This is a genomic window from Myxococcus sp. SDU36 (assembly GCF_030168875.1).
GTDB lineage: Bacteria > Myxococcota > Myxococcia > Myxococcales > Myxococcaceae > Myxococcus > Myxococcus vastator.
Genome location: NZ_CP077414.1, coordinates 1,563,752 through 1,585,862, shown reverse-complemented (window position 1 = coordinate 1,585,862; position 22,111 = coordinate 1,563,752). Strand labels below are relative to the sequence as shown.

Genomic DNA, 22,111 nt, shown 5'->3' with positions numbered 1-22,111 from the left:
ACATGGCCACGACACCCCTGACGCAGTCCCTGGTGGGCGAGCGCGCCGAGCGCGCCGCCTTCACCCTGGTGCGCGCCCCCCGGGCCGCCCATGTCCTCACGCGCGTGCTGCTGGCGCTGGTGGGCGCCGCGGTGCTGCTCGCCTTCGCGCCCTGGCAGCAGACTGCGGTGGGCCACGGCCGCGTGGTGGCCTTCACCCCGGTGGAGCGGCAGCAGTTCGTGGAGGCCCCCATCGAGGGGCGCGTGGTGCGCTGGGAGGTGCGCGAGGGCAGCCGCGTGAAGAAGGGCGACCTGCTGGCGGAGATATCCGACAACGACCCGCAGTTCATGTCGCGGCTGGAGCTGGAGCACGCGGCGCTGTTGCAGCGGCTGGAGGCGGCGCGGACGCGCGCGGAGGCGCTGGAGTCGCGCGCGGAGCAGCTCTCCGGTTCGCGCACCCTGGCCACGTCCGCGGCGGAGGCGCGGGTGGCCATGGCGAGGGACCGCACGCTGGCCGCGCAGCGCGCGCTGGAGGCGACGGAGGCGGCGTACCGCACCTCGAACCTCAACCTGGAGCGCCAGAAGCGGCTGGCGGAAGGCGGCCTCACCGCCACGCGCGCCCTGGAGCTGGCGGAGCTGGAGGCGGTGCGCGCCGGCACCGAGGTGGACCGGGCCCGGGTGACGCTGAGCGCCGCGCGCAGCGAGGAGGCCGCGCTGCGCGCCGACCAGGGCCGGGTGGGCAACGACGTGGGCGCCTCCGTGGCGGACGCTCGCGCCTCGCGCGCGTCGGCCCTGTCCGAGGTGGCGTCCGTGCAGGCGGAGCTGGCCCGCATGGACGTGCGCCTGGCGCGCCAGCGCACCCAGGAGGTCCGCGCCCCCATGAACGCCACCGTCTTGCGGCTGGTGGGCGGCCTGGGCGGGGAGATGCTCAAGGCGGGAGACCCGCTGGCGGTGCTGGTGCCGGACACCGAGTCGCGCGCGGTGGAGCTGTGGATGGAGGGCAACGACGTGCCGCTGCTGGCGGACGACCGGCGCGTGCGGCTCCAGTTCGAGGGGTGGCCCGCGGTGCAGTTCAGCGGCTGGCCGTCCGTGGCGGTGGGCACCTTCGGCGGCAAGGTGGCGCTCATCGACTCCACCGACGACGGCAAGGGGAAGTTCCGCATCCTCGTGGTGCCGGACGAGACGAGCGACGCGTGGCCCTCGGGGGCGTTCCTGCGCCAGGGCGTCCGCGTCAACGGCTGGGTGTTCCTCAACGAGGTGACGGTGGGCTTCGAGGTGTGGCGCCGCTTCAACGGCTTCCCGCCCGTGGTGGACAGCGCGGAGCCGACACAGGCGAAGAACAAGGAGGACAAGGGATGACGTGGGTGAGTCTGCGCGCCGTGCTCCTGGCGAGCCTGCTGGCCGCGCCAGGGCGGGCGTCGGAACAGGCGCGCGTGGAGGGAGGGGAGGCCACGCTGTCCCTGGAGGCGGTGCTGGAGTCGGTGGAGCGCCACTACCCCGTCGTCGAGGCGGCGCGCCGGGACGCGGAGGCGGCAGGCGCGGAGCTGCTGGCGGCCCAGGGCGGGTTCGACCCTGTCCTGCGGGGCCGGGCGGCGAGCACGCCGCTGGGTGGCTACCCGTACACCCGCTTGGAGGGCGTGGTGGAGCAGCCCACGCCCCTGTGGGGCGCCAACCTCTTCGCCGGCTGGCGACGGGGCACCGGCGAGTTCCCGACCTACGCGGAGCAGTACCAGACGAACGCGCTGGGCGAGGTGCGCGCGGGCGTCAGCGTGCCGCTGTGGCGCAACGGCCCCATCGACCGGCGGCGGGCCGCCGTGGCCCGCGCCGAGCTGGGCACGGACGCCGCCGCGCACGCCGTGGAGCAAGCGCGGCTGGAGTCGTCTCGCGCCGCGACGTGGCGCTACTGGGAGTGGGTGGCCGCCGGGCGCCGGTACGCCGTCGCCGCGGAGCTGCTGCGCATGGCGCGGGCCCGGGACGGCCAGCTCTTCGAGCGGGTGCGGCGCGGCGACCTGGCCGCCTTCGAGCAGGTGGACAACCAGCGGGCGGTGGTGCAGCGCGAGGGCCAGGTGGTGGCCGCCGAGCGGCTGCTCCAGCAGAGCGCCATGGAGCTGTCCCTCTTCCTGCGCGACGCGGAGGGCCAGCCCGTGCTGCCGCAGCCCGCGTGGCTGCCGCCGACCTTCCCCGTCCCCGTGGCCGCGGAGGAGGCGGTGGGTCCGCTGGCGATGGAGGACGTGCTGGGTCGCCGGCCGGACGTGCAGCGGCTGGAGCTGACGCGTCAGCAGCAGCGCGTGGAGCACCGGCTGGCCCGCAACCAGCGCGCCCCCGCCGTGGACGTGAGCGTGGCGGCCGCGAAGGACCTGGGCGCGGGCAGCCCGAAGAGAGACAAGCCGGAGCTGGAGGTGGGGCTCCTGCTGGACATCCCCACGTTCAACCGGGGCGCCACCGGCCGCGCATTGCAGGTGGAGGCCGGGCTGGCCCGGCTGGAGGCCCAGCTGCGCCTGCAGAAGGACCGGGCACGGGTGGAGGTCCGCGACGCGCTCTCGGCCTTGGAGGCGGCTCGGGAGCGCGTCACCGTGGCGCGACGGGAGCTGACGCTTGCTCGCGAAATCGAGCGGTCCGAGCGCACGCGCTTCGAGCTGGGCGAGAGCACGCTCCTCTTCGTCAACCTGCGAGAGCAGACAGCCGCCGAGGCCGCCGTGCGCGAGGTGGACGCCCTCACCGACTACCACAAGGCCGTGGCCAGCCTGCGGGCCGCCGCCGCCCTCCCGGTGGCCGTGCGCTGAAGGCGCCCCCCCCGTGCATCCCCCTCCGAATCCGTGTATCTACGGGCTCCAAGTTTGCCACGTTCCCGACGTTTTCCGGACCTCGCTCGGAGGAGACCGCCATGATGGACCGACCCATGTACCTCAAGCCGAACGTCGCCATCGAGCCGCTGTACAACCAGTGGTACGCGTGGTGGTACCTGCTGTCCCCGGCGACGGCCCCGCTGTTCGTGACGAACCTGCACCAGAAGCTGATGCAGTCCTTCGTGGCGAACCCGGACGTACACGTGGCGGCCCTGAAGAACCCCATGTTGATGGGCGGCCCGTTCATCAACCACCCGGCGGCGAAGGCCCCGCGCGTGAAGGAGCTGTTGGAGCGGACGCAGAAGGAGCAGGCCAACATGCTCGCGTACACCAAGGCGGTGGCGGAGTTGGAGCAGCTCATGGCGCCCAACAACGGCGGCTCCCTGGAGGGCCTCTACGCCAAGGTGCCCGACATCCTCCGCGGCTACGTGGAGCTGACGTACGACTTGAGCAACCGCGCCAGCGCGCGGTACATCGAGCCGCTCCTGTACCGCAGCCCCTTCCACAAGGAGTCCTCGCAGAGCGTGACGCTCATGCAGGTGGACGGCGACTGGCGGCCCTACATCTTCAGCACGCCCCGCCTGGAGGAGGACACGCCCCTGTGGCTGCGCGTCCCCTACAAGCACGAAGGCCTGGACGCCCTCTTCCGCATGCGCCACACGCCGGGCTCGCCCGGTCAGGTGGCGGAGATGCTCGGCGTGCCCGCCTCCGCCGCGGACGCCTTCGCCGCGCTCTTCACCGACGTCGAGCCCCGCCGCACGGAGCGCTACACCGGTGAAGGCGTGCGCGTGCGCTACTTCGGCCACGCCTGCGTGCTGCTGGAGACGAAGGACGTCAGCATCCTCACCGACCCCGTCATCAGCTACGAGTTCCCCACGGACCTCCCCCGCTTCACCCACTCCGATTTGCCCGAGCGCATCGACTACGTGGTCCTCACGCACGGCCACGCCGACCACCTGATGATGGAGACGCTCATCCAACTGCGGCACCGGGTGGGCTGCATCATCGTCCCGCGCAACAACGGCAACTCGCTGGCGGACCCGTCGCTGCGGCTGATGCTCCACCACAACGGCTTCAAGAACGTGGTGGAGATTGACGACCTCCAGGAGATTCCCGTGCCGGGCGGCTCCATCACCGGCCTGCCCTTCCTGGGCGAGCACAGCGACCTGGCCATCCAGGCCAAGACGGCGCACCTGGTGCGCCTGGGCGGCAAGTCCATGCTGATGGCCGCGGACTCCAACGCCATCGAGCCGCGCATGTACCAGCACCTGCGCGACATCGTCGGCACCATCGACGTGCTGTTCCTCGGCATGGAGTGCGAGGGCGGCCCGATGAGCTGGATGTACGGCCCGCTGCTGTGCAATCCCCTGCCCCGGAAGATGGACCAGGCCCGCCGGCTCAACGGCTCGGACAGCGCGCGCGCCATCGAAATCACCCATTACCTGTCGCCCAAGGAGGTCTACGTCTACGCCATGGGCCAGGAGCCGTGGCTGCGCCACGTGATGATCCTCGTCTACGACGACAAGGCCCCGCAAATTGTCGAGTCGAACAAGTTCCTGGAGCACTGCCGCGCCCACGGCATCCAGGCCGAGCGCCCCTACGTGAAGATGGAGCGCATCCTCGCTTGAGTCCACGGCGCCCCCGAGGTGCGCGGCCCCTGCCCCACCTCGGGGACGCGCGTCACGCCGCCGCGGCGGCGTCGAGCAGGCCCCGCTTTCGCAGCGCCTCCAGCACGCGCCGCAGGCCCACCTCCACGGTGTCCACATCCGAGCGGACGGTGACGTCGGGCGCCTCAGGCGCCTCATAGGGGTCCGACACGCCGGTGAAGTGCGCCAGCTCGCCGGCCAGGGCCTTCTTGTAGAGCCCCTTCACGTCCCGGGCGATGAGCACGTCCAGGGGCGCCTGGACGAAGACCTCCACGAAGGGGATGCCCGCCTCCTCGGCCAGCCGGCGCACCTGGGCGCGCGAGCCCGCATAGGGCGAGATGGCCGCGGCGATGACGCCCACCCCGTGCTTCGCGAGCAGCCGGGCCACATGACCGATGCGGCGCACGTTCTCCTCGCGGTCCTCGCGGGTGAAGCCCAGGCCGCGGGACAGCCAGGTGCGCACCTCATCGCCATCCAGCACCTCCGCGGGCATCCACGGGGCCAGGTGCGCATGCAGGGCGCGGGACAGGGTGCTCTTGCCCGCGCCTGACAGACCTGTCAGCCAGAGTATGAAGCCCGCCGAACGCCCCATGGTGACTCCAGAACGACGCCCCTGAGCGTCCCCGAAACGCTAACACGCCACGCGGCCTCCGGGACTTGACCCGTTTTCCGTGGCCATGCGACAGAGCCTTCACGTCATGCAAAGCGCGTCCAACTCGAGCCCTCACGCCCCCGACCGCTGGTTCCCCACTCGCAAGCCGTTGACGGACCCGCGGCTGCGGCTGTTCTGCCTGCCGTACGCCGGTGGCAGCGTGGCCATCTACAACCAGTGGAGCCAGGGCCTGCCGGCGGGCGTGGAGCTGTGCCCCGTCCAGCTCCCGGGCCGCGAGCGGCGCCTGTCGGAGAAGCCCATTGGCAGCCTGACTGCCCTGGTGGACGCGCTGCTGCCCGCCATCGCGCCGCTGCTGGACCGCCCCTTCGCCTTCTTCGGCTACAGCATGGGCGCGCGCATCTCCCTGGAGCTCGCGCGGCGCCTCCAGGCCCGCAACGGCCCGCGCCCCGTCGGCCTGTTCCTGGGGGCCGCCGGGCCGCCGTCCGTCAACGCCCGCGAGCCCATCCACCACCTGCCCGAGCCGGAGTTCATCGCGCAGCTGCGGCGCTATGACGGCACGCCCGAGGAGATCTTCCAGCACCGCGAGCTGCTGGAGCTGGTGCTGCCCATGCTGCGCGCCGACTTCGGCATCGCCTTCACGGAGGACGGCCCCCAGCCCGCGAAGCTGGAGGTCCCCCTCTCCATCGTCGGCTCGCCCGAGGACACGCACGTGCCCACCGCGAACCTGGAGCGCTGGCGCGACGAGACGCGGAGCGAGGACGTCCGCGTCCGCCTCTTCCCCGGCGGCCACTTCTTCATCAAGTCGCAGCGGGACGCCCTCCTCGCGCACGTCAGCGAGGACCTGAACCGGTGGATGGGCCGCGCGCCCTGAGCCCGCCGGCTACGCCGCCTGGAACCGGGGCGGCGTGTCCCCGGCCAGCGGCACGGTGAACTGCCAGCGCACCGTCAGCGGCTGCCCACGGGGCCGGTTCACCGCCACCGCCGCCTGGTGCCGCTCCGACGGGCGCAGTTGAACGAACTGCCACGCCTCCGGCACGTCTTGCATCCGCGGGTCGAAGGAGATGCGCGGCGCCTGTCCCGGCTCCAGGTGGAAGGCGAACTGATCCAACGGCAGGGACAGCCCCGCGCCGCGCGCCTTGATGTAGGACTCCTTCAGCGTCCAGTACTCGAAGAAGCGCTCCCGGTGCCGCTCCGGCGGCAGGGCCTTCAGCGCCGCCACCTCCGAGGCGGCGAAGTAGTGGTCCGCGATCTCCACCGTCTCCCCCTGCCGCTGCGCGTCCTCCACGTCCGCGCCCAGCTCCGCGTCCCACCCCACCGCCACCAGCGCCATGCCGTCCGTATGGGACAGGTTGAAGCGCAGCTTCGGGCCCCACTCACCCCGCACCGTCGGCCGGCCGTACGTGTTGGTGTCGAAGGCCCAGGCCTCCGGCGCCACCGGCGCGTAGCGCGACAGCGTCAGCCGCACCAGCGCATGGCTCACCAGGTACTGGCGCTGGTGCCGCTCGAAGCGGAAGCGCTGCTGCTTGTCGCGCTCCTTCGCGTCCAGCAGCGCCCAGTAGGCGTCCAGGAGGCGCCGGTCGTCGATGCGCTCGGGCTCGACAATCCATACATGGACCTCATCCGGACGCAGCGCGAGGGGCTGGAAGTCGGTCGGCATGCCTCCTTTCTACCACCGCTCTGTGCTCGCTCCTGCGTGCTTCTGCGTGGCATGGCCACTGATGGCCACTGTCACCGCCCCCCGAGGCAGTTTGCGCACACCGTTGTCCCCGCCAACCTTTCGCTCGCTCGTGTTGGGGTTCGCGGTGGTGGCGTGATGGGGGGCAGGGACGGATGGAGCTCTTTCCAATTCAGTTACTCTTCATGGTGGTTCTGATGAACCGCTATGTCCTCGGGCCATTGCTACGGCGCCTGAAGGGGCGGCAGTTCGACCGGGTCGACGACACCTACCTGCCGCGAGTCGCCATCGTCATCCCGCTGTTCAACGAAGGCGAAGGCATCTACCACGGCGTCCGCAGTCTCCTGGAGCAGGACTATCCCAGCCACCTGCTGCAAATCGTGGTGGTGGATGACTGCTCCAAGGATGACAGCTACGCCTGGGCCTTGAAGGCGGCGGAGGGAAACCCCAACGTCATCGTCATGCGCAACCCGGAGAACATGGGCAAGCGCAAGGGCATCAACCGCGCGGTGAAGGCCGCCACGGACGCGGAGATCATCGTGTCGGTGGACTCGGACGTCATCGTCGACAAGGCCGCCGTCCGCCAGCTGGTGCGCCGCTTCGCCAGTCCGCGCATCGCCGCGGTGGGCGGCCGCACCTACGTGACGAACCGTCATCAGAACTGGATGACGCGGATGATTGAAATCAAGTTCCACTTCGCCCAGGAGTGGCTCAAGGACCTGGAGCGCAGCTTCCGCCAGGTGATGTGCCTGTCGGGCTGCCTCACCGCGTACCGCCGCCACGTGCTGCTGGAGCTGGAGCCCATCCTGGAGGCGCGCGCCATTGCGGGCATCCCCATCAAGTACGGCGAGGACCGGTTCCTCACGCGGCAGATCGTCAAGCACGACTACGAGACGGTCTACACGCTGGACGCCTTCTGCTTCACCGCCGCGCCGTCGACGCTGGCCGGGTACTTCTCCCAGCAGCTCCGGTGGCGCCGCTCCAACCTGGTGGACCTGCTGGGCGGCCTGTCCCACGCCTGGCGGCTCCATCCGGTGGTGACGGTCCACTACGTGTCGCAGCTCGCGCTGCTCCTCTCCTACCCGCTGGTCATCGTGCACAACGTCTTGACCGGCGAGTTCTGGGACATCCTCGCCTTCCACTTCCTGGTCATCGGACTGCTGGGGGTCATCTATCGAATCGAAACGCGGCACCTTCCCGCGGACCGCCGGGTCCACGGCGCCAGCTTCCTGCCCATGGCCATGCTGATGCCGGTGACGTACGCGCTCTTCACGCCGCTGGCCCTGCTGACGCTGGACTCCGGGAGCTGGGAGACACGGGGCAGCGCCAACGCCGCTCCCGAGACGTCACCGCTCGACTCCGGGGGCCGCTTTCCTCCCACCCATGCTGGTGAAGGCACCACGCCATGAACCAACGCGTCGCCAATCGCGTCAACAGCATCGCCGTCTCGGCCTACAAGTTCATCGGGTCCCTGCTGCTCACGCTCATCATGCTCGGGCTGGTGTCCTTCCTGTCCGTCCAGGGCTTCTTCCTGGTGAGCCGCAGCTGGGTGACGCCCACGGTCATCTCGCCAACGGACCCACAGATTCTCACGCTCAATACCCAGGTGGCCGCGCAGACGTCCGCGCGCGACCACGTGTTGTCGGACCGGCGGTCGGTGGAGAACCGCATCTCCGATGCCGAGCGCACCATCGGCGCGGAGCACGCGTTCCAGCAGCGCTTCCTCGTCGCCCTGCGCGGCGAGCGCGACGCCAGGGACCGGGTGGCGCGGCGCCTGTCGTCCCTGCGCCGTGAGTACAGCAGCGCCCGGGCGGAGATCATACAGTCCAACCGCGCCTACGCCGGCCTGGCGCGAACGCGCGCCGACGCGCTGTACAACGCCCGCCTCCTGGAGCAGGAGGAGAAGCTCACCATCAACCACCACCTGGCGCAGCTGGCGCAGAGCAACCTGTCGCTGGCGCAGTCCTCGGTGGACCTGGAGACGCGGCTGGATTCGCTCCAGCGGGAGATCGCCGGCCTCTCCGCGGTGCAGTCCGGCATGGGCAAGGACGAGACGCCGCAAGGCATGACGTCCGACGTGCTGCTGCTGGAGCGCGAGTACACGCACTCCGTCCTGGAGCAGGCCCGCGCGGAGGCGACGCTGAAGAGCCTCCAGACGGACCTGGCCGCCCTGGACGAGGTGGCCCTGCGCTACGACACGCTGATTGCGTCGCTGCGTGCGTCGCCCTACCTCAAGGCCATCGAAAAGGACCTCACGGTCGCCTTCGTCCCGTACGAGAACATCCCGAACGCCGAGCAGGGCACACCGCTGTACTCGTGCGCGGCCAAGGTCTTCTGGTGCCACGAGGTGGGCGTCATCGGGCGCGTGCTCGAGGGCGAGGTGTCCCTCAAGCACCCCATCCGCCAGTACATGCTCCGCGGCGTCATGGTGGAGGTCCAACTGACGGACGCGCCTTCCGCCCGGGAAGACCTGCTCCACCTGGGCCGGCCGCCGCTGCTGCTGTGAGCCCAAACACCCTTTGCCTGGAGACGGCCTCGGAGCCGGAGACACTCGACCATGCGGATGACCGTCACTTGTGGCGCATTGCTTTCAATCGCCGCGCGGCTGGCGCTGGCCCAGCCGGCGCCTCCTCCCGCGGGAGAACTCACGTCGCAGTCCAGCGAGGACCGGGCCGCCGGTTACTGCGACTTCGTGCGCGGCGTGGGCAGCGCGGAGGCCGCGCTCGAGCTGGCGCCCGAGGTGTTCGGGGCCTTCGGCGTGGTCAACGCGGGCGAAGCCACCGGTGGCACCGGTACCACGCCGCTAGGTGAGCCCACCCCGCGAATCACCGCGGGTTTAATGTACGACTTCGTGGGCCTCTACCGCGGCCGTGCCCTCCACAAGCGCGCGGAGGCGGACTGCCGCAGGCAGCGCGCGATGGTGGTGCTGGAGGCCGCCATCCGCCAGGGCAACGGCCTGGGGGAACAGGCCGCGCTGGAGGCTCGGGCTCGCGTGCTGGAGGAGGCGCTGCCCAACGCCGAGGCGCTGCTCACGTCACTGCGCAACGACATGAAGCAGGGCCAGGTGACGCTGGAGGAGCTGAACGCGGTGCAGGTCCGGCTGGATGGGCTGCGACAGCTCGCCACCAGCACGCAGGTCGCTCGCGCGCGGCTGGCGGCACGGCCCCGGTTTCAACAAGGTCAGCGGCTGGAGAGCGTGCTCAACGAGCTGCGCGCCGCGGATGACCAGCTCGAGTCGTATAACGGCGCGCTGCGCCGCTCGCGCGCCTGGCGCGTCAGCTTGCGCGGCGGGTACGACGAGCTCATCGACGCCGACCAGGACCTGCCCCTCTTCGGGCAGCTCACGCTGTCCTTCAACCTGGGCCACCTGTGGCAGGGCTCGGCCAACGCACGCGCGCGGGAGGGCCGCCGCCGCGCGACGCTCGACGACGTGTCGGGCGTGCCCCAGCGGGTCAACGAGCTCATCGCCGAGCTGCGCGCCGTCCACCGCACCGAAGAGGGCCGCCTGCGCGAATTGAGCACCCTGGTGTCGGACCTGGAGGCCCAGCTCCAGTCCATGGACGCGCTCCAGACGCGGGAGATTCGCCGCTTCCGCGGCTACCTGATGATGGAGCTCACCCGCCTGCGCGCGGAGCAGGCCTATCTGCGCGCGCACGTGGAATCGCTTCAGTCCTTCCTGGGTGCCCGGTCGCCGTGACACCGCGCCGGCTGCTCGTGGGCTGCGGCGTCATGGCCGCGCTGCTGGGCGCCGGCGCCCGTCCGGCGGATGGGGACCGGGATGGCGGGGTTGCGGCGCCACGGCTCGCGCCGAGAGAACGGGGGGAGCCACGCCCCCCTGGGGCTTCCCGGAAGAAAGGCAGGCGCATGCTGACGCGCGTCCCGTTGTCCCGACTGAAGGTCACGGAAGGACGCCTGGAGCCCGGCCCCGGCGAGCAGCTCCTCGTCGACGGGCCCCGCATGCGCGCGGTCGTCCCTGGAAGCACGACACGCGACGTGGCGCTGCGCTTCACCCTCCTGGGCCCCACCGAGCGCCAGGTGGCCCTGGCCTCGGGGGAACAGCGTCAGCAGGTGGGCCTCAAGCTCTTCGCGGTGGACGCGTGCAACGTGCTGTACGCGATGTGGCGGCTGGCGCCCAAGCCGGGCATCGTCGTCAACTTCAAACGCAACCCGGGACAGCACACCAGCCGCGAGTGCGGAAACCGGGGCTACGCCATCCTGCGCCCCGCGCGGCACGTCCGGCTGGAAGCGCCCGCGCCAGGCGAGCCCCACACGCTGCGGGCCCAGCTCGACGGCAACGTCCTCCGCGTCTGGGCGGACGACGCGCTCGCGTGGACGGGCGAGGTGCCCCAGGAGGCGCTCGCACCGGAGGCACCGGTGGGCCTGCGCTCGGACAACGTGCGGCTGAGCCTTCAGCTCTCCACGCAGCCGCCCTGAAGCACGCGAACGCCACCACGGCCGCGTGAGCGCACGGCCTCCCATGAGCGCCACGTCGACCGCGCGGCGCCCAGGGGACCTGGCATTACAGATGAGGCCGCGGGTCCGCCGCCGGCGTCTGGGGCTTCTCCTGCTCACGCTCGGGCAGCAGCTCCGCGCAGAGCGAGGACGTGTTCTGCGTACACGCGCCCCCGGCCTCCAGGTCGAACTGCCAGCGGTGGCGAGGGCACACCAGGTAGCGCCCCTCCTCCACCCAGCCCTCGGACAGGTCGGCGCCCTGGTGGGGGCAGAAGCGCTGGATGGAGAAGCGCCGCCCACCGGCCTCCACCACCGTGCGCTCGCGCTGCGACTCGGTGGAGCGGATGCCCTCGCAGAACTCGCGCATGTCCTCGATCTCCACCCCCAGGAAGCCGTGCAGCACCGGCTCGTACACGTCCGGGTTGCGGCTCAGGCGCAGGCGGAACGACAGCAGGAAGTCCTCCCACGTGAGCTTGCGGTCCAACACGCGCCCCACGTCGGCCGCGCTCGTCTTCAGCGTGTAGCGGACCTCTTCCTGGATGTTTTCCACCACGTGGACACGGCGCGCCTTGAAGTCCACGCGCAAGCGCTGCTCCGGGAGCTCCGTCAGCTCCACGTAGAGCGGCATGCCCACGCGCTCGTGCAGGTCCAGGAGGTCCAGCTTACGCTGCAGCTCCACGCGCAGCCGCTCGTGAATCTCCGCCACCTCCGCGACGAGCAGGTTGCGCCGCCGCTCGCGGAACACGGACTCCTGCCGCTTCGCGTAGTCGTCCAGGTACGCCTTCATGTTCTCCGGCGTTACCCGCTCGGCCACCTGCGAGACGAACTCCAGCGTCTTCGCGTCCAGCACGTCCCCGGGCATCGGCTCCAGGTAGCGCGTCTTCCCCTGGGGCAGGCGCTGCCGCAGGAAGGCGAAGAGCTGCGTCGCGTTCGGGAAGATGTTCACCTTCTCGAAGTTGAGGTGGAACTGCGCCGGGTCCAGGAAGGCCGCGGGCCCGGCCGCCGCGATGTACGCCCGCGGATGAAGCACCTCGAGCGTGCGCGCCACCGCCTCGAACTTGCTCTCCCGCTTCTTCAGCGCGATGGCCGCGTACGTCTCCGTCGGGTACTCGTAGCAGGTGGGGTGCCAGATGGCCCCGGAGAACTGCGCGGAGAACACGTCGATGGGCCCCTCCTCCGCGGCGATGCGCCCCATCCGGTCATGGAGCTTGCAGTCGTTGAGGTTGAGGAAGCACTGCCCGTCACCGCGCACCATCACCGCGGAGTCGCGGTTGGTCCCCTGCTCCGACACGAACAGCTTCACGTAGCCGCCCTTGATGGGGGCCTCGTAACCGTCCTCGCAGGCGATGACCTGCTTGCAGCCATACCTGCCGAACACGTCCTGCAGCTCGGAGCGGTGGAAGCGCGGCACCAGCACCGTGAAGTCGCGCTGCCGGAGGGTGGCCAGGAACTCCGGGTCGAAGTGGTCCTTGTGCTCGTGGCTGACGTAGAGGAAGCGCTCCTTGCCAGGCGTCTCCAGCTTCTCCCGCACGAGCGGCGCCAGGTGGTGGTTGCACGGCAGCTGCATCCACGCCGAGTCGAAGGCCCCGCGGGGCGACAGCCACGGGTCCATGACGACAAGGGCCCCCGCCGTCTCCACGATGAACCCGGCGTGGCCCAGGAAAGTAATGTGCATGGGAAGTCTTCCTCTCTGACAGCCAGTGGGCCGGCCTGAACGCCGAGCCCCGACGGACGACACAGGGCTGCCGGCGGCTGGCTGGCGCGTCGGCGCCCGCAAGGTGGGGAGGCCGCAGCCACACGCGCCACCCGCCCGGGAGGTGGACCTTCCCGTCCATGGACGCACGAAGGGCGCGGAGGACCTCGTCGGGTCCCCCACGCCCTCGTGGGACTGCGGACTTGCGCTCAGGCGCGCCCCCGGTCAGCGGGCGCGCCAGGCGTCAGCGGCTCACTGCTCCGGCGCGATTTCGCGCACGGACAGCCACTTGAAGTCCACGTCGTCGGTGCTGTCCCAGCGGAACGTGGCGATGGGGCCGCCCCACGAGAGAGGAACCGCGCCATCCGCGCCGCCACAGTGCTCGGCGTCACCGCCCCAGTCACCGGCGTCCACGAAGTCGTAGATCTTCTCCCAGGAGACCTTGTCCGCGTTCTCGTTGAGGTACATCTCCAGGTGCACGGCCTCCTTGCCGTTCACCTGCGTGTTCCGCATCACCGTCTTGAAGCCCACCCAGCGGCCCGTCAGCGGCTCCGTCACCTGCTCGTAAGGCGCCTGCTCGTAGGAGACGTGCCACGACTCCTTCTGGAAGCGGGCCCGGCCATCGAAGTGCAGCGCGCCCTTGTAGCTGCTGCCCTCGCAGCCCTCGTTGTCGTCGTTGTGCTTCCCGCCACGCGCATACATGTCGAAGTTGTCGGACTCATCGGACGCGGAGTTGAGCTTCACGAAGCCCGTCATCTCGATGTTCTTCCAGTCATTCGGCGACTGCATGTAGCCACGGCTGGTGAGCACGTCGCGGTCATACGTGGCGATCTCATTCGGCTTGTAGCCAGAGGACGTGAAGACGTTCATGCGCACCTTGTCGCTCTTGAGATTCCAGGAGCCGTCCGAGTTGCGCGTGAGGTCGTCCTGCGGATCGAAGCGACTGTCGGACATCGCGTCGTCGGCCAGGAACCACTGCTCACCGCCGGAGACGGACGGGTGAATCATCGTCACGCCGAACTTGTCCGCGCCCGACTCGCCAGGCTGCTCGGGCTCGGTGGACGGGTCGCCGGGGTTCGTCGAAGGCTCCTCGTCGGGCGGCAAGGTGGTCACCGGCTCATCCGGCGACGTGTCAGAGTCCCCAGGCGCCGGGGTGCCGGGGGTCTGCTGTCCAGGGGTCTGCTCGGACGGAGAGGGAGCAGGCACCTGCGGAGACTGACCAGGGGTCTCGGTCTGCCCTGGCGTGTTCGAATCCTCGTTGCCAGCTTCATTCCCGCAGCCCGTGATGGCGGCCAGAGCGAAGAGCGCACCACACGTCGAGGACAGAAAACGATTCCGAGTCAAAATAGCGTCCTTACTGCTTGAGGCATGAGGGTGACGAGCCCCCAGACGCCTATCGCCTGGAGTGCGCTCGACGCGTCTTTCCGTCGGGAGGAGTAGCTGCCCTCAGGGACGGTGACGCCTGGCTGGTCTCATAGCCCCGTGTTTGATTTTTCCAGCCGGGACGGTTCCAAACCCACCGCCGTCAAAACCACTTCCCAAACATTTGGGATGTTTTTGACTGGTCGTATGCTCCCTGGCCGGCCATTTCTTCGGTTTTCTCGATGGAGTGCGGGCAGAATTCCTATTTGTGGAAGGCTCGGATGACTCCTATCTGACGCCACCATATGGAAACCTTCCCAAGCGTCGGCAGTCCGGGCCTGTGGGCCGGCTTTGTCGCCTTCGTCATCGCGATGCTGGCGCTCGATCTGGGCGTCTTCCACCGCAAAGCCCATGTGGTGAAGTTCAAGGAGGCCCTGGGCTGGAGCGCGGTGTGGGTGAGCCTGGCGCTCGTCTTCGGCGCGGGGGTCTGGTGGAACTTCGGGCCCGAGCCCGGCCTCCAGTTCATCACCGGCTACCTCATCGAGAAGTCGCTCTCCATCGACAACATCTTCGTCTTCGTCGTCATCTTCTCCGCGCTGCGAATCCCTTCGCTGTACCAGCACCGGGTGCTCTTCTGGGGCATCCTCAGCGCGCTGGTGCTGCGAGCCATCATGATCTTCGCGGGCGTGGCGATGCTGGCCCGCTTCCACTGGCTCATCTACGTCTTCGGCGGCTTCCTCATCCTCACGGGCGTGAAGCTCTTCCTCCAGCGCAACAAGGAGGACAACCCGGAGGAGGGCGCGCTGATGCGGCTGGCCCGGCGGACCATCCCCTCCACCCCCAACTTCGACGGGCACCACTTCTTCACCGTGGAGAACGGCCGCAAGCTGGCCACGCCGCTGCTGATGGCGCTGCTGCTGGTGGAGGCGTCGGACATCCTCTTCGCGCTCGACTCCATCCCCGCGATCTTCGCCGTGACGACGGACCCCTTCATCGTCTTCACGTCCAACATCTTCGCCATCCTCGGCCTGCGCTCCATGTTCTTCATGCTGGCCGGCGCGGTGGAGAAGTTCAGCTACCTGAAGGTGGGCCTCTCCGCGGTGCTCGTCTTCGTGGGCACGAAGATGGCCATCATCGACTTCGTGAAGGTGCCGCCCGCGGTGTCCCTGGTGGTCATCGCCGGCCTGCTGGGCGCGAGCATCGCCGCGTCGCTCATCAAGGCCCGGCACACGCCCGCCGTCGACATGCCTGACGCGCCCAAGCTCTGAGACGCGCCGCGGCCTCACGCCGCGCTCTCAAGAAGCCCACTCCGCGCAGCAAGCGGGGTGGGCTTTCTTGCGTCCGACGCAGCGGCGGAGCCGGAGCCCGCAAAGCAGAAAGGCCGTGAGTCCCGATTCGGACTCACGGCCTTTCTTGAGTGGGCGCAGCAGGGTTTGAACCTGCGACCCCTGCCGTGTGAAGGCAGTGCTCTACCGCTGAGCTATACGCCCTTCTGCTGCCCGCCGCCGGTGTTGCCAGCCGCGAACGCGGGTGTAGATGCCACTGGCCCGCTCAGGTGTCAACGCATTTTCGACTACAGCGCGTCGAGCTTCTCATCGAGTTCGCGCAGCCGGCGCTTGAGGCCGGAGAGCTGCTTGCCCAGCGTCTTGAACTCGCTGCGGGGCGCGAAGTTCAGCGCCTTCATCAGCTCCTCCTGCCCCCGGTCGAGCGCCTGCTTGCCGCGCTGGGCTTTCCCAATGGCGTTGGCAATGGCCATGGCGCGGCGGTCGTCGGCCATGAGCTTCTCCATGGCCTTGCCCGACACGTTGAGGGCCTGCTTCTTCAGGTCGTCCTTGATTCCCATGACGTCTCCCGCTCAGGGCTCGTCGATGAACTGCGTCTGCAACTGCGCGAAGACGCGATCGGCGATGCCCTTGTACTTCATGCGCTCAATCAGCGGCTGCAGGTCGCCCTTCATGGAGATGCGGCGCTTGAGCACCGCCTCCACCGGGTCCAGCGTCCCCTTGAGGAGCTGCTTCCAGACGCTGTAGGGCGCGCGAGCCAGGTACACCGGCTCCAGCTCCTCCAGGTCGTCCGGATCCGCCAGGACGCGTGCCTTTTCGATGCGGCAGTCACCGGGGACGACGTGCACCACGAAGGTCTTCGCCAGCATGCCGGGCTCGGCTTCCACCACCGCCCCGAAGTCGCCCTTCCAGCCCCTGCCGGCCATGGCGCACTCGGGATCCTCATTGGTGAGGCGGACCGCTTCGTCCACCCACTCCTTCGACGGGAACTTCGCCATCTGGACTCCTAGCCCCTCCGGAAGATGCTCTTGATACTGGAGAAGAGCCCCCGGTCGTCGCTCCCGCTGCTGCTGGAGCTGGGCACCTGCTGTGAGTGTCGCGACGCGACTTCCTGGAGCGCCCGCTTGAGCTGCTCCGGCGTGTCGCGGGTGGCGAGGTCCACCTTGCGCATGCCGCTCGCGTCCTCCACCGTCACCTGGAGCAGACACTCCTCGGTGAGGCGGAAGTCGATTTTCCGGCCAGCCGCGGCCGAGGGCACGCGCACCGTGCCCAGATATTCGTTGTCCACCAGCAGGTCACTGTCCCCCTGGTAGATGTCCAGCTCGATGAAGGGCGAGCCCGGCTCCTTCGGCGGAGGCAGGCGGAAGCTCTTCACCATGGGGATCAGCGAGTTCTTCTCGATGATGCGCTTCACGCGCCCGTTGGGCATCGCGTAGCCAATGGGCATGGACAGCGCGTCCAGCAGCGTCACCGCGTCGATGCTGCCCAGCGAGTCGCCCAGCAGCGCCGCGCCCAGGGCCACGCACTCGTCCGGGTGGACGCCCTTGCGCGGCGCCTTACCGAAGTGCGCCTGGATCTTCTGCTGCACCAGCGGCATGCGGCTCTGGCCGCCCACCAGGATGATTTCGTCGATCTCCGCGCGGGAGATGCCCTTCTCCTCCAGCACGCGGTCGCAGATCTCGAAGGTGCGGTCCACCAGGTCGCCGGTGAGGCTGTTGAGGAACTCGCGCGTCAGGGGGATGCGCAAATCCAGCGGCTTGCCCTTGCGCTCGTCGATGAAGGGCAGGTCGATGACGACGTTGGGGATCAGCGTGAGGTCGATCTTCGCCGCCTCCGCCGCGTTCTTGATGCGCTGGAGCGCGATGGGGTTCTCCGTGCCGAGGTCGACCTTGGTCTCCTCCCGGAAGCGCTCCAGCACGTACTCCATGATGCGGTTGTCGAAGTCCGCGCCGCCCAGGAAGGTGTCGCCACCCGTGGCCAGGACCTCGAAGACGTTGCCGGCCAGGTGCAGCACGGACACGTCGAAGGTCCCGCCGCCCAGGTCATAGACGAGGACCTTCTGATCCAGCCCCCGGTTGAAGCCGTAGGCCAGCGCCGCGGCGGTGGGCTCGTTGACGATGCGCTTCACGTCGAAGCCCGCCAGCCGGCCGGCCTCCTTCACCGCGTTGCGCTGGTTGTCGTTGTAGTAGGCCGGGACGGAGATGACCGCCCCTTCGATGGGGCCGCCCAGGAACTGCTCCGCGATGGTCTTCACCTGGCCCAGCACGAAGCTGGACACCTGGGGCAGCGAGTACAGCTTGCCGCCCATCATCACCGCGGCGTCCCCATTGGCGCCTTCGACGATGTCGTAGGGGAAGTACCCCTTGAGGTCGTCCACCGACTTGGAGTTGTACTTCCGCCCGATGAGCCGCTTGGTCCCCCAGAGCGTGTTCTTGGGGTTGGTGACCATCTGATCCTTGGCCACCCCGCCCACCAACAGGTCGCCGCGCGCCGACAGCGCCACGACGGAGGGCAGCGTGAGGTTGCCGCGATCGGTGGGGACGATCTTCGGGATGCGGTTGCGGACGGACGCCACCAGCGTGTTGGTGGTGCCGAGGTCAATCCCGATGATGCGAGGTCTGTCCGCCATGAAGTGACGGGGCTCGTGCCGGAAGACGCCGCCCCTGATTCCACTGTCTATCACGTCGCGCACGGGAGTGCGCGTTTCTGGGCGACGGTGTCAGTCCGCCGGGTCCGATCCACCCGGAGGGGGACTTTGCGGCCCCATGGCCCCCTCGGGCTCCGCCTCCAGGGTGGACAGGGTGCACCGGTCGAACGGAGCGTCTTCCCCGCCGGGCAGCTCCTGGAGGAACCGGGACGGCCGCAGGAGGATGCGCTCCCCGTCCCGGGGCAACACCGACTGGGGGTACACCAGCGCCAGGGTGTCCCGCGCCCGGGTCAGGGCCACGTAGAACAGCCGCCGCTCCTCTTCCTCCTCCTCAGGCAGGCGCGTGGCCAGTGACAGCGGAAACCGTCCGTCCGCCAGCCAGAGGACGAAGACGGCCCGCCACTCCAGCCCCTTGGCCTGATGGACGGTGGACAGCGTCAGGCACGCCTCGGGCGCCCCCTCCCTCAGGGCCTCCCCCGCCGCGAACTCCGACACCAGGGCGATCTCCGACAGGAAGCGCGCCACGTCCTCGAAGCGGCCGGCGAACTCCGCCAGTTGGCGGACGTCGTCCTCCCGGTGCTCCTCCTCGGAGGACTCCGCCCGGAGGAAGTCCGCGTAGCCCCCGGCGAGGACGTCCTCGATGAGCCGCCCGGGTGAGGGGGGCGCCTCCGGCCGGGTCAGCCGCCCCATCAGGTCACCGAAGGACTGGAAGCCCTGCCGCGCCTTGCGTGGCAGGTGCGCGCGGACGTCCGCATGGGCCAGCCCCTCCGCCAGGGGTGTCCCCTCCGGCAAAGCGCGCAGGGCGGTCCAGAGGTGCTCGGCCGTCGCCGGTCCCACGCCTGGGACGCGCCGGATGACGCGCTTGAAGGCCAGCTCATCCCCCGGGTTGTTCACCAGCCGGAGGTGGGCCAGCACGTCCTTGATGTGGGACTGCTCGAAGAAGCGGACGCCGGAGCGCACCCGGAAGGGGATGCCGCGCCGGGTCAGCTCCAACTGGAGCTCCAGCGAGTGATTGTGGGCCCGGTACAGCACGGCCATGGCCTCCAGGGACAGGCCCTGCTCACGGAGCTCACCGATGCGCTGGGCCACGTAGGCGGCCTGCTCCCCGGCATCCCGGACGGGGACGATGAGCGGCTTGACGCCCGGGGACCGGGCCGCCGTCAGCACCTTGGGGAACTGGTTCGGGTTGAGGGCGATGGAGGTGTTGGCCAGCCTCAGGATTTCCGGCGTGGAGCGGTAGTTGCGCGTCAGCGCGTGGACGGAGCAGCCCGGGTAGCGTTCGGGGAAGCCGATGATGTTGGTGAAGTCCGCGCCCCGGAAGCTGTAGATGGACTGACAGTCGTCCCCCACCACCGTGAGGTCCTTGCGCTCCCCGGCGAGCAGATCCACCAGGTCGCCCTGGAGCCGGTTGGTGTCCTGATACTCGTCCACGAGCACGCAGCGGAAGCGCTCGGTGAGCTGCGCCTTCACGTCCGGGTGGTGCGTCAGCAGGCGCTTGAGGTGCACCAGCAGGTCATCGAAGTCCATCAGGTGCATCTGCGCCTTGCGCTGCTGGAAGCGCGCGGCGGCGGCGAGCACCTCGGGCGCCAGCGGCAACATCTGCGGTCGGCGGTCCATCAGGACGTGTGACACGGGCTGCTGGAGGTTGGCCGCCAGGGACACCAGGTCCAGCACCAGGTCAGGCCGGGGAAAGCGCTTGTCGCTCTTGAGGCGGCGCTCGGCGATGCACGTCACCATCAAGTCCCGCGCGTCCTCGCGGTCCAGCACGGTGAAGTTCCTGGAGAAGCCCAGCACGCCCGCGTACTGGCGCAGCAGCACGTGCGCGGCATGGTGGAAGGTGCCCCCGAGGATGCGCCGCACGTCCACGAAGGCGCCGGCCAGCTCCTCCACCCGGCGCGTCATCTCCCGCGCCGCCTTGTTGGTGAAGGTGAGCAGGAGGATGCCCTCGGGGGGGACGCCCCGCTCCAGCATGCGCGCCACCCGGAAGGTCAGCGTGCGCGTCTTGCCGGAGCCCGCGCCGGCAATCACCAGCACGGGCCCCTCCCCCGCCTCCACCGCCCGCAGCTGCTCCTCGTTGAGGAGGGCGGCGTAGTCGATACGCGGCGAGGGCGTCGCGGCCGGAGCCTGGAGCGTATCGGTGCGGGAGGCCATGGGGGCGCAGACTCTAACCGCCCCGGCGCCCCGGGACACCCGGATCAGGGACCGGGCTTGAGCGCGGTCAGCCGGGCGGACGCGGCCGCGCGGACCTGGGGCGATGGGTCCCGCGCCCGAGCCACCTCCAGGAGCAGCCGCCCCACCTCCGGCAGCTTCGTCGCCACCGAGTCCAGCGCGGCGGTGCGCTCCTTCACGCCGTTCTCCAGGCGCTCCCGCACCCCGCGGTCCGCGCACGTCTTCACGCCGGGCGTCTGCTCCCGCAGCAGCAGCTCCGCGTCCGCCAGCCGCGCGTCCGCCAGGCGCTTGGCGTCCATCGCCTTGCGCTCGAACTCCGCCAGGTCCTCGGGGAACTCGGTGCTCGCGCCCCGGGCGCGGGCAATGGCCGCCACGGCGAAGTTCGCGTTGACGGCCGCCGCGCAGAGCTGCCGCGCCGACGCCAGGGGCACGCGGCCCTCGGGCGTCACCGGCTCCTCCTGCGCCACCTCCAGCGACCACAGCGCCAGTTGCCGCGCCGCCACCGCCGCGGAGAAGTGCTGACGCCGCTCCTCGCGAATCTGCACCCAGCGCCGCAGGATGACCGGATCCGGCACGCCCGACTCGGCGGCGCGCTGGTACTCCGTGGACGCCTGGGCCAGCTGCCCCGACAGGTCCAGCAGCACCGCCACCGTGAGGTACATCTCCGCGCTGTTGGCGCGCTCTCGCAGGGAGTCCAGACGCGAGGACACCTCGTACTCCGCCACCGGCCTGGGCAGCGCCGTCAGCACCGTGCGCAGGGACTCCAGGGCGTGCTGGCGAATCAGCGGGTTGCGCGCCGCGCGCAGGCTCTCCAGCAGCGGATCCAACACGCGCACCGATACGTGCTGGCCCAGCTCCTCCGCCGCCTGCCAACGGTCCAGCGCGTCGGGCGCGACCAGCGCGCGGTTCAGGTCCTCCACTCCGCGCAGGTAGTGCCCCACGTGGGCGGCCTGGGCCAGCGGCTCCGGCCGAGCCAGGGCGGCGCGCTCGGCGCGGGCGTGGGCGAGCCGCGCCGGGAAGGCCGTGAGCTTCGGGCCCAGGGGATGGGCCTTCACCCGGGCCTCGGCCTCGTCCACCAGGCCGGAGACGAGCAGGCCTTCCACCTCCAACTGCAGCAGCAGGACGCGCGCCTCCTCGCGGTGCGCGCCGGCCGGGTGCTCCTTGAGGTACGCGAAGAGCTTCGTCGCGCCGGAGGCCTTGGCCTGCGCGAAGGCCTGGGCATCCAGGCGGGCCTCCACGTCCTGGCGGCGGGGATCATCCGGCGACGCGCGCAGGTACTCCGCCAGCTTGCGCGGATCCTCCGTGGTGGCCAGCTCGCGCGCCTCCGCCTCCGCCAGCAGGCGCTTCGCCTCGTCCCGCTGGACGCCCTCCGGGTGCTCCTGGAGGAACTGGCGCCAGCCGGCGACGGAGTCCGTCTCCTTCGCGCCGTTGAAGCGCAGGCCCTCCAGCAGCGTCTTCGCCGTGCGCGCCTGGGCCGCGTCGGGGTACGCCTCCAGGAAGCGCTTGTAGGCAATCACCGTGTGCAGGCGCCTGGCTTCCTGGAACTCCAGCTCCTCCAGCCGCGCCTCGGCCGCGTCGGTGTCCACGTGCGTGGGGTACTCGCGAAGGAAGGCGCGATAGCCGTCGATGGTGTCCTTCTTCGCCGCGCGGTCATACGGCGAGGGCAGACAGCCAGTGGCCAGCAACAGGACGGCGAGGGCTCGGCGAAAGGAGGCCATGTCCCTGGAGCCATACCGCACCCGCGCCC

At 69.9% G+C, this 22,111-nt stretch carries 18 protein-coding genes and 1 tRNA gene; 9 read left to right on the top strand and 10 right to left on the bottom strand.

From position 1 onward, the window contains the following. Positions 1 to 2 precede the first annotated feature (2 nt). The 3 genes from KGD87_RS06600 to KGD87_RS06590 all read left to right on the top strand — a co-directional run bounded on the left by KGD87_RS06600 (position 3) and on the right by KGD87_RS06590 (position 4,452). Positions 3 to 1,337, top strand: a complete 1,335-nt coding sequence (locus KGD87_RS06600; protein ID WP_284666638.1) for an HlyD family secretion protein — start codon at positions 3 to 5, stop codon at positions 1,335 to 1,337. Continuing rightward, the gene (locus KGD87_RS06595; RefSeq protein ID WP_284666637.1) at positions 1,334 to 2,761 is read left to right on the top strand and encodes a TolC family protein; all 1,428 of its coding nucleotides are present in this window, start codon (positions 1,334 to 1,336) and stop codon (positions 2,759 to 2,761) included. The genes KGD87_RS06600 and KGD87_RS06595 overlap by 4 nt, the downstream gene beginning before the upstream one ends. 101 nt (positions 2,762 to 2,862) lie before the next feature. Then, positions 2,863 to 4,452, top strand: a complete 1,590-nt coding sequence (locus KGD87_RS06590) for an MBL fold metallo-hydrolase (protein ID WP_284666636.1) — start codon at positions 2,863 to 2,865, stop codon at positions 4,450 to 4,452. Positions 4,453 to 4,504: 52 nt separating this feature from the next. Here KGD87_RS06590 and cysC read toward each other — a convergent pair whose 3' ends face one another. Next, positions 4,505 to 5,062: an adenylyl-sulfate kinase gene (cysC, locus tag KGD87_RS06585; protein WP_284666635.1), complete on the bottom strand. Its 558-nt coding sequence runs from the start codon at positions 5,060 to 5,062 to the stop codon at positions 4,505 to 4,507. A gap of 106 nt (positions 5,063 to 5,168) precedes the next feature. Here cysC and KGD87_RS06580 point away from each other — a divergent pair, with 106 nt between their 5' ends. Further along, on the top strand, positions 5,169 to 5,954 hold the full coding sequence (locus KGD87_RS06580) for a thioesterase II family protein (protein ID WP_284666634.1): 786 nt from the start codon (positions 5,169 to 5,171) through the stop codon (positions 5,952 to 5,954). A 9-nt stretch (positions 5,955 to 5,963) separates the two neighbouring features. Here the strand turns inward: KGD87_RS06580 and KGD87_RS06575 are convergent, their stop codons facing one another. Further along, on the bottom strand, positions 5,964 to 6,740 hold the full coding sequence (locus tag KGD87_RS06575) for a 4'-phosphopantetheinyl transferase family protein (RefSeq protein WP_284666633.1): 777 nt from the start codon (positions 6,738 to 6,740) through the stop codon (positions 5,964 to 5,966). Positions 6,741 to 6,913: 173 nt separating this feature from the next. Between KGD87_RS06575 and KGD87_RS06570 the strand changes: the two genes are divergently transcribed. The 4 genes from KGD87_RS06570 to KGD87_RS06555 all read left to right on the top strand — a co-directional run bounded on the left by KGD87_RS06570 (position 6,914) and on the right by KGD87_RS06555 (position 11,192). After that, positions 6,914 to 8,167 (top strand): glycosyltransferase family 2 protein, encoded by a 1,254-nt coding sequence (locus KGD87_RS06570; protein WP_176415474.1) that lies wholly within the window; start codon positions 6,914 to 6,916, stop codon positions 8,165 to 8,167. Continuing rightward, positions 8,164 to 9,264 (top strand): hypothetical protein, encoded by a 1,101-nt coding sequence (locus KGD87_RS06565; RefSeq protein WP_284666632.1) that lies wholly within the window; start codon positions 8,164 to 8,166, stop codon positions 9,262 to 9,264. The genes KGD87_RS06570 and KGD87_RS06565 overlap by 4 nt, the downstream gene beginning before the upstream one ends. Before the next feature lie 51 nt (positions 9,265 to 9,315). Beyond that, positions 9,316 to 10,455 (top strand): hypothetical protein, encoded by a 1,140-nt coding sequence (locus tag KGD87_RS06560; RefSeq protein ID WP_284666631.1) that lies wholly within the window; start codon positions 9,316 to 9,318, stop codon positions 10,453 to 10,455. Between the two features lie 167 nt (positions 10,456 to 10,622). Beyond that, the gene (locus KGD87_RS06555; RefSeq protein WP_284666630.1) at positions 10,623 to 11,192 is read left to right on the top strand and encodes a hypothetical protein; all 570 of its coding nucleotides are present in this window, start codon (positions 10,623 to 10,625) and stop codon (positions 11,190 to 11,192) included. 85 nt (positions 11,193 to 11,277) lie between these two features. On the opposite strand, the gene KGD87_RS06550 is transcribed toward KGD87_RS06555, so the two are convergent. Together KGD87_RS06550 and KGD87_RS06545 are read right to left on the bottom strand one after the other, a co-directional pair. Further along, positions 11,278 to 12,885 carry a Rieske 2Fe-2S domain-containing protein gene (locus KGD87_RS06550; protein ID WP_284666629.1) on the bottom strand — a complete coding sequence of 536 codons (1,608 nt, stop codon included), beginning with the start codon at positions 12,883 to 12,885 and terminating at the stop codon, positions 11,278 to 11,280. 270 nt (positions 12,886 to 13,155) lie between these two features. Further along, entirely contained in the window at positions 13,156 to 14,247 is a 1,092-nt protein-coding gene (locus tag KGD87_RS06545) for a carbohydrate-binding protein (protein WP_284666628.1), read from the bottom strand. Positions 14,248 to 14,570: 323 nt separating this feature from the next. Here KGD87_RS06545 and KGD87_RS06540 point away from each other — a divergent pair, with 323 nt between their 5' ends. Then, positions 14,571 to 15,533, top strand: a complete 963-nt coding sequence (locus KGD87_RS06540) for a TerC family protein (RefSeq protein ID WP_284666627.1) — start codon at positions 14,571 to 14,573, stop codon at positions 15,531 to 15,533. 150 nt (positions 15,534 to 15,683) lie between these two features. On the opposite strand, the gene KGD87_RS06535 is transcribed toward KGD87_RS06540, so the two are convergent. From KGD87_RS06535 to KGD87_RS06510, 6 genes are all read right to left on the bottom strand, one after another. Then, positions 15,684 to 15,755, bottom strand: a tRNA-Val gene (locus tag KGD87_RS06535). Between the two features lie 83 nt (positions 15,756 to 15,838). Continuing rightward, the gene (locus KGD87_RS06530; protein WP_284666626.1) at positions 15,839 to 16,108 is read right to left on the bottom strand and encodes a hypothetical protein; all 270 of its coding nucleotides are present in this window, start codon (positions 16,106 to 16,108) and stop codon (positions 15,839 to 15,841) included. Positions 16,109 to 16,120: 12 nt separating this feature from the next. Beyond that, on the bottom strand, positions 16,121 to 16,546 hold the full coding sequence (locus tag KGD87_RS06525; protein ID WP_284666625.1) for an SCP2 sterol-binding domain-containing protein: 426 nt from the start codon (positions 16,544 to 16,546) through the stop codon (positions 16,121 to 16,123). Between the two features lie 8 nt (positions 16,547 to 16,554). Further along, positions 16,555 to 18,177: an Hsp70 family protein gene (locus tag KGD87_RS06520; RefSeq protein ID WP_284666624.1), complete on the bottom strand. Its 1,623-nt coding sequence runs from the start codon at positions 18,175 to 18,177 to the stop codon at positions 16,555 to 16,557. Positions 18,178 to 18,267: 90 nt separating this feature from the next. Next, the gene (locus KGD87_RS06515) at positions 18,268 to 20,346 is read right to left on the bottom strand and encodes an ATP-dependent helicase (RefSeq protein ID WP_284666623.1); all 2,079 of its coding nucleotides are present in this window, start codon (positions 20,344 to 20,346) and stop codon (positions 18,268 to 18,270) included. A gap of 44 nt (positions 20,347 to 20,390) precedes the next feature. Continuing rightward, positions 20,391 to 22,082, bottom strand: a complete 1,692-nt coding sequence (locus tag KGD87_RS06510) for a HEAT repeat domain-containing protein (protein WP_284666622.1) — start codon at positions 22,080 to 22,082, stop codon at positions 20,391 to 20,393. Positions 22,083 to 22,111 lie beyond the last annotated feature (29 nt).

Bases quoted from the DNA above. Each gene is read 5' to 3' on its own strand.
- KGD87_RS06550 (WP_284666629.1), bottom strand. From the start codon at position 12,885: ATGCACATTACTTTCCTGGGCCACGCCGGGTTCATCGTGGAGACGGCG.
- KGD87_RS06510 (WP_284666622.1), bottom strand. From the start codon at position 22,082: ATGGCCTCCTTTCGCCGAGCCCTCGCCGTCCTGTTGCTGGCCACTGGC.
- KGD87_RS06555 (WP_284666630.1), top strand. From the start codon at position 10,623: ATGCTGACGCGCGTCCCGTTGTCCCGACTGAAGGTCACGGAAGGACGC.
- KGD87_RS06520 (WP_284666624.1), bottom strand. From the start codon at position 18,177: ATGGCGGACAGACCTCGCATCATCGGGATTGACCTCGGCACCACCAAC.
- KGD87_RS06515 (WP_284666623.1), bottom strand. From the start codon at position 20,346: ATGGCCTCCCGCACCGATACGCTCCAGGCTCCGGCCGCGACGCCCTCG.
- KGD87_RS06540 (WP_284666627.1), top strand. From the start codon at position 14,571: ATGGAAACCTTCCCAAGCGTCGGCAGTCCGGGCCTGTGGGCCGGCTTT.
- KGD87_RS06565 (WP_284666632.1), top strand. From the start codon at position 8,164: ATGAACCAACGCGTCGCCAATCGCGTCAACAGCATCGCCGTCTCGGCC.
- KGD87_RS06580 (WP_284666634.1), top strand. From the start codon at position 5,169: ATGCAAAGCGCGTCCAACTCGAGCCCTCACGCCCCCGACCGCTGGTTC.
- KGD87_RS06530 (WP_284666626.1), bottom strand. From the start codon at position 16,108: ATGGGAATCAAGGACGACCTGAAGAAGCAGGCCCTCAACGTGTCGGGC.
- KGD87_RS06595 (WP_284666637.1), top strand. From the start codon at position 1,334: ATGACGTGGGTGAGTCTGCGCGCCGTGCTCCTGGCGAGCCTGCTGGCC.
- KGD87_RS06600 (WP_284666638.1), top strand. From the start codon at position 3: ATGGCCACGACACCCCTGACGCAGTCCCTGGTGGGCGAGCGCGCCGAG.
- KGD87_RS06525 (WP_284666625.1), bottom strand. From the start codon at position 16,546: ATGGCGAAGTTCCCGTCGAAGGAGTGGGTGGACGAAGCGGTCCGCCTC.
- cysC (WP_284666635.1), bottom strand. From the start codon at position 5,062: ATGGGGCGTTCGGCGGGCTTCATACTCTGGCTGACAGGTCTGTCAGGC.
- KGD87_RS06560 (WP_284666631.1), top strand. From the start codon at position 9,316: ATGCGGATGACCGTCACTTGTGGCGCATTGCTTTCAATCGCCGCGCGG.
- KGD87_RS06575 (WP_284666633.1), bottom strand. From the start codon at position 6,740: ATGCCGACCGACTTCCAGCCCCTCGCGCTGCGTCCGGATGAGGTCCAT.
- KGD87_RS06590 (WP_284666636.1), top strand. From the start codon at position 2,863: ATGATGGACCGACCCATGTACCTCAAGCCGAACGTCGCCATCGAGCCG.
- KGD87_RS06570 (WP_176415474.1), top strand. From the start codon at position 6,914: ATGGAGCTCTTTCCAATTCAGTTACTCTTCATGGTGGTTCTGATGAAC.